The organism is Citrobacter sp. C348 (assembly GCF_047467975.1).
GTDB lineage: Bacteria > Pseudomonadota > Gammaproteobacteria > Enterobacterales > Enterobacteriaceae > Citrobacter > Citrobacter gillenii.
The window spans coordinates 548,145-554,944 of sequence record NZ_JASJUJ010000002.1 but is presented as its reverse complement, the minus strand read 5'-3'; the positions used below and the strand labels follow the sequence as shown (position 1 = coordinate 554,944).

At 47.7% G+C, this 6,800-nt stretch carries 3 protein-coding genes and 1 pseudogene; all 4 read right to left on the bottom strand.

The window, feature by feature from the left end; all coding sequences use genetic code 11:
• Nucleotides 1-414, bottom strand: a pseudogene (locus tag QNN86_RS06605) (hypothetical protein); the annotation flags it as partial.
• A 9-nt stretch (nt 415-423) separates the two neighbouring features.
• On the bottom strand, nt 424-3,513 hold the full coding sequence (locus tag QNN86_RS06600) for a T6SS effector BTH_I2691 family protein (RefSeq protein WP_414210796.1): 3,090 nt from the start codon (nt 3,511-3,513) through the stop codon (nt 424-426).
• Nucleotides 3,514-3,526: 13 nt separating this feature from the next.
• Complete coding sequence (locus tag QNN86_RS06595) at nt 3,527-4,441, bottom strand: hypothetical protein (protein ID WP_414210795.1); 915 nt, start codon at nt 4,439-4,441, stop codon at nt 3,527-3,529.
• 2 nt (nt 4,442-4,443) lie between these two features.
• Entirely contained in the window at nt 4,444-6,744 is a 2,301-nt protein-coding gene (locus QNN86_RS06590) for a type VI secretion system Vgr family protein (protein WP_414210794.1), read from the bottom strand.
• Nucleotides 6,745-6,800: the final 56 nt, after the last annotated feature.

Genomic DNA, 6,800 nt, shown 5'->3' with positions numbered 1-6,800 from the left:
TAATTTAAAGAAAGAGATAAAGAAAAATAATGCTAACAAGGATACTAAAGAAATCCTTACATCCCATCCGAATAAAATAGGATTAATTAAGTAATAAATTATAAATGGCACTAGAAGAAAAGCGAAAATATCGCCGCCGCCCCATGATATCTGATTCTCATAACGGGGAATTTCCAGCCAGATATCATTCTTTTCGTTCAGCCAGATGGCATTGGGTTCAACATCGTGCTCCAGCCACTGAACCGGCAGATCCTCCTGCCATCTTTTCGCCTGCGGGATCAGTACGGAACGGCGATAAAAAGGGTTTTTGGGGCGTTGCGTGTCAACGTTTGCTGTATGCTGTTCCTTTTTTTTATTCTCAGAGGCGGTCAGTGATGCGCGGCGTTTTACTTTATTCCCTGGCTTTTTAGCCATAATATTCATTTATCCTTTTACATTAAGCGTTAATGAAAGCACATCCTCACCGTTATATTTATTCTTCCAGTAGTTCACCGTTAACACTGCCCTATTGTATGAAAACGATGAAACCCATCCGCCATTTTTAATAATCAGCAAACTGTTATCTTCATCCGTTTCATGCTCAATATAACCTTTAAAGAAATACTCGACTTCATTATGATATTTATCATCCTGACCAGGCAGCATTTCATGAGATTCTGACGTCACTGATAGTGCATTACCATCAGCAGCAAAGGCCTGAAGTTGATATTCATAGGCAGATAATTCACTATCATAACCGGGTAACGTAATATTGGACTCAATTTGTCGGTAGGTTCCTCCACCACCAGGAATAGAAGAGACTGTGCTAAAGGCGACCTGAACCCGCATACCGGAGATAATTGCGTTATAATCAGCTAAGGCGCTGTTTAAATCCTCCAGACTCGTAGCCTGCCAGGGAATATCATCTTCTTCGCGACGAAGACCAAAGCAGCAACGCCGCAGCCAGATTTCGATCGGTGTACTGCGTAACTGATCACCCCGAAACGCTAATGCAGCCCCTAATAAAATTAATGCTAACGCCAGACCGGCTGGCCCAAAAAACGTAAAAATACCATAATAGGCGTAATAACCAGCAACTGCACCTCCAAAGATCGTTGACGCAGTGGCAAAAGAATAAAAAAATGCAGAATCTATGTCCCCCTGTTTATTAGCATCCCAAGCAGAAAATCCCATCCTTATCCCATCCACTACCGAAGCAACCCCAGCCAGGACACCGCCCGCTTTAATCAGTACATGGACATCCTTGCCCAACACTTGCCAGAGGCCTTTTTTCGTCAACATACGTCCAAAGCCGGCAATTTCCGTTGCCGCGCTGGCGATCATCAGATAGTTCGTTAACTGCTTAAATTTACCGTCAGTAAACTGAAGTGCTCGGTTATTTTCCCAGAGATCGTAAGTCTGGAATGCCAACATGGCCGTGGACAGCACCATACCTATAGCATTGCCGCTCACCAGTCGTCCGGTTCGTTCACTGATGATGTTGCCGCGAATATTTTCCCATTGCGCCGCGTCCACCGTGCGCAGAGAGGACTCGGTTTTATCCAGTAATGAGAGTGACGATATACGGAGTTCACTGGCAAAATTGCTGACATGTGATTGGTGAGTAATCGGCGCTTTTGTTACTGATGAAGAACTCACCCCGGACTTACGCAGCGGTTTAAAAAGGTTTTCTAAAGCAACCATACTGCTGAGTTGCATATTAATTCGCTGATTCAGTAACTCGTTGTCCGTGATCGCCAACAAATATCCTACGGCTGAACGCGTGCTTGTCACGCCTCCCTGACGAATCGTGCCGCTAAACGGGGTTGAATTTTCGGCAACCTCCATGCCCAGGCGCGTGCCATATTCCTGATAAAACTGCTGGAACTCTCTTATGGTCATCGATAAGGAAAAAAGCGTCACCTTTTGCCCCGTGGCGACATACCCTGCCCCCTGAAGCATGCGTATGACCCCGTGTCGGGTCGCATCATCCAGTTTGTCAATTCCCCGGCTAAACGCACCATTCATCGCCAGAATACGGGTGTTAAACATCGCCTGGATTCTGTCGCTTTTTAGCGTATTACCTATTTCATCCGCACCAACAATAACTTTCAAATAAGAATAGCCGCTTAGCGCGCTGTAGATGCTGCTGTAATCATCAGTGCTATATCCTAACAGTCCTTTATATACAGGACTGTTAGTGTCGCCGAACCATGTACACCACACATCACGGGTACTATCATCAATTGCCCCTCCCTGCAGGCAGGTGGTGACCGTCGTGAACTGGCGATACCATTCGAGCAGATCCTGCTGTTTTGAATAGTCATTATCGATAACATATTTCCAGAGAGGTGCGACATACCAGATAGCTAAATCTTTACCCACATTGTCAATGCGCTGTTGGAGAGATTCCACCTTTTCCTTATAGGTTTTTGCAAAATCGGCCCGCCCTTTTTCATCATAACTTTGCTGTAAACGCGTAAAGTATTCATCCCACGTCTGGCGGCCAACCTCGTCTTTATCAATACATTCCACACTGTTAGCAGCAGGGTACGGGGAAGAGGTATACACACAGCGGGTTTTGCTGTTTTGCTTAATACTCTCTTCCGACCCCGCCAGATAGTTTTCAATTGCCAGGGCTATTATATGTTTGTGCATGGTTTCTGGTTGGCTAATATAATCTTCCATAGCGCTCACCAACTGCAGTTGCCCTGCTTTTAACTCCTGAACAATCCCTACACTGTCTGTGAGGGTAATTGCCACCGGCGGACACTGGTATTGCTGCGTAATGCGATCAACATAATCGCCAAATGAGGTGGACTCATCCTGGCGTGAGTAAAATCCATGCATTCCTCCCTCGGGTTCATTAATCTTCTCCAGCCAGGGATAAAGTAAGGTTGCATATTCAGCCACCTTCTCTTTCAATGATGACAACGCGCTATCAATCGCAAATTCGCCTTTTTCAGCAGACGGCGCACTTTGCAGACTATCCAGAATAATATGCGTAAAGCGTTCTTCGGACGGTCCTTTTTCATACTGACTTAAAACGTCATCGCTCCAGGGATCGCTGCTAAATGCCAGCCACGCTTCGCTGTATTTTTTGGTATCAAAATTGATAAAACTTCCCGCATTGCAATGCCCTTGCGTGCGACAGGCGCTGCAAAGCGATTCTACCGCATCACATTCAGGCATTAGAGTGGCTTCAAATTGTCGCAATGCGCCTTCTGTTGTAACTTCATAACCCTGCCATGTTTTTTTATCGCCATTGCTTTCTTTAGGCTTTAAAAGCACATACAGATATCCCATGCGCAGCGTTCTTAAGGCATATTTATATTCCCCTCCTTTCAGCGAGTGTGCAGGTTGTGGCTGAATGTTAGGTTGCCAACCTGAAGAGACCATCCCGTTGGGTACAACGGCAATTCGCAGGGGAAGAACCGGAATGCCTTCTCGTTGACACACCTTACAATCTGACGGAATCTGGGCAGACTGGTCTGCTGCTGCGGCATTATCTTGAGATTGATCCTTAAGCGACATAAATAAACATTCCTTATTGAACGGTGCTTTGCTGTTCCAGTTCCAGCCAGACTGAATCGGGTAATGTCTGAAGTAACTGTGTCAACAGTGGCGAGGGATTTTCTCTCGCCTGTTGCAGAAGAGACGCAATGGTTGGATGACTGGTTATATCAACGGGGAAATTGAGTGCATTTAGTGCGAGATAAGTTTTATCGCGCAACTGATGCAATCCTATTTTACCGACTTCTTTCCAGGATTGTGCAGCCAGATAAACTGCGTTATCCGGTAGGATCGTTTTCCCATTATCCCAGGCATATAATATGCGCCATATATCCCTGATATTCAGTTGGCCTTCCTGCATTCCCCACGTCAGTTTACCTGCCGTCGTTGCTTCAATGCTTTTCAGGCAGGTGAGTTTTCCCGTATAGGCTATATACCACCAGGTTGAAATTGGCCAAAGAACCTCTTCAATCACAGGAGATAACTGCGATAGATACAAAAGCTCCATACGCAATGGCTCAAAAAAGGGTAACGAATAACCTGTAGTTATCTGGTCACCAAGAGTTTGGCAATTATCTGCGATCTTTTGCGACAAGGTTTGAAGTCCGCAAGCGCTGCTCAATAACCCACAAATATAGCGCTTATTATATTTCCGCTCATAGGTTCCATATCTCACAACTTCATTAATAACTACGGTTGAACACACCTCTCCGGGTGCGGCCAGTAATATCAAATGTGGACAAGATTCCAGAGAGTAGCGAAGATCAGGACGTAATACGGGTGTGACATTTTCAGCGCCATATATTTCCTTTAAATTACTCAGACATAAATCATTTAAAAAAGTGACATTTTTTAACGGATCGACCAGTAAATAGCGATATTCATTTTGGTACCGACCGTTAAAATCGCTACATATGTTATCCGATTGAAACTGTTTATGGTTACTCACGATTACGTCCGCTCCTTGCAGGTCGCACCGGGAGGAAGTTCCGGGGGCGTATAATTATACGGCTGTGGGATCTGACGATTAAACGTAGCGCTTTTCACATTCACATCACCTAATGTCTTAATGGTCACGCCTGAACGTTCAATAATGAGTGCCGTTTTATCGCATGCTAATGTGATTTTTTTCGCCGTTGAGATATAAACCTCCCCGTCCTTACTTTGTATTTTCATATCTTTCATGGCAGTAAGCTCCATGTTGTCATCTTGCGCCTGTATCTCAACCTTACCTTTGTTGGCAAAAATCTTAATCCCCAACGTTTTAGCAAACAGGCTGATAATCTCCCCAGCGGCGACGGTAAATTTTTTGAACACGCTGAAATCACTGTTTTCAGCCGAGGTCTGAATAAAATTATTACCCGTACTAATTTGAATACTTTCCGGAGATACCTGTGCAATACCCGCAGGTGCGCTCAACAGCAAAGCCGCTTGCTGTAAATCTTTTAGCGACCCTTCCATCAGACTTTTTTGCGCTGCTACTTGTGCAAGCTCTGCGTTGGCCGTTTTAACCGCCTCGCTCAGCGATTGCACCAGCCCTTGCGCCTGTTGCAGGGTTTCCAGCGCCGCTTTCATTTCAAGCTGTAGGCCCTGCGCCTTTACCTGCATATCGGCACTGATAAACAGCCCTTGTCCGCCGCGTATCGCCCCCCATTTGTCCGTGCGCAGCTCAAACCCTTCCCCACGTTTCTGCTTGCCGCTGTCCACGATATGACCCAGATTTAGCTGGCTCTTCCCGCCGTACTCCGTCGAGAGCTTGATATGCTCCTGCCCACGGGTGTCGTCGAGGCGGAATTTGTTGTTCGTAGGTGTACGCAGGACATTGCGTTTATTGTTGCGGATGGTGACATGGTCAGGATGGGCTGAATCATGCAGCGCATGGGCGATATACGGCCGGTCCGGATCGCCATTTTCAAACGCAATAGCCACTTCCGTGCCGGCCAGCAGCGGCAAATGAAAACCATAGGTGTCTCCAGCATACTGTCTGGCCTGACGCACCCACAGACTTTCGTACCCGGCGGACCATGTATCACGGTCAAAGAGTAAATTGACCCGATAGCGTCCGTCTTTATCGATATGCCCGTAGAGATCGCCTGGCTGGGTACTGGTCACCCGTGCAGGCAAAGTGCCCGCCATCACCGGTTTCTCCGGCGAAGGTGCGCGAAAACAGTAACGTTCAGAACAGGGTATTGCCTCAAACTCCAGCGTATAGCTACGGTCGCGAGCGGCACGGGTGTGAATCGCGGTGATGAGCATGCCATGGGCAAACATCTCTGAGGTCTCACCGCCAGTCACCTTCAGCGCCTGACCAGGCATTAACGTTACGCTGTTGCTGGTGCCCCCCAGTCGCGTCTGCCCGTTCAGGTAGCGTTCGTGGCGGATACGGGCATAAAATCCCCCGCTCTCAATAGTCTGCGGGCTACCGACTTCACGAAAATTATCTGCGTAATGATACGCTTCACCACAGGTAGTTTTGTCGCCCACAGTGACATCCATCGAGCTGTCCATGTTCCTTTGGGCGTCACGGTAGTTGTAGTCTCGGGTGGTAACCGTGTTTTCAACCACCGAATGCGACGAATTCAGCGCCCATGCGGCTTCAACTGTGCCGTCGTACATACCGGACGGGTGGCGCAGCGGTAGAGTGATTCCCTGTTCATATCCCTGCTGATCGTCGTAAAACTCTATCACCTCGATTTTCAGCCGTGAATCTGCCGCGAAACGGAACCAGATCCCGGTCTCCGCCAGCAACCGTGACAAAAACGTCAGGTCATTCTCGCCGTACTGCATCACCTGTTCGCGACGTGGGTACTCATTATTCAGCTTAAAAACAAAATCCTGACCGCGCAGACCATGACGTTCACGCAGGATTTTTTCTGTAATCTGCGAGACGGACATTTCCTGGAAAATCGCGCTCTGATGACTGCGGGAAAGTAGCGCCAGACGGGGTTCCAGTCGCACCTCGTAATGCGTTTCGTCACGTGAGGTAGACAGACACTTAAATGCAGTAATCACCCCATGCAATGTGCGCTGCGGAGTCATCACCGCCATCCCCTGTTCCGGCGGTGCGCACAAGCTGAACGAAGCGTCCTGCATCAATACCGCTTCCGGCGTAATACCATGATTAGTGCTGGTGAACTGAATGTCATACCGAAAAGGTTGGCTGAGATATTCATGCCCTTTGAAAGCCAGAACGTCTGGCTCAAACTCCAGCCCACGGATAGTCAGTTTGTTATGGTTGTGATCAAACAACATTTTGTGCCCTCCTGGCGTTCGGGCACGCTACCGCCCATGGCCGTAACCCTATGCCC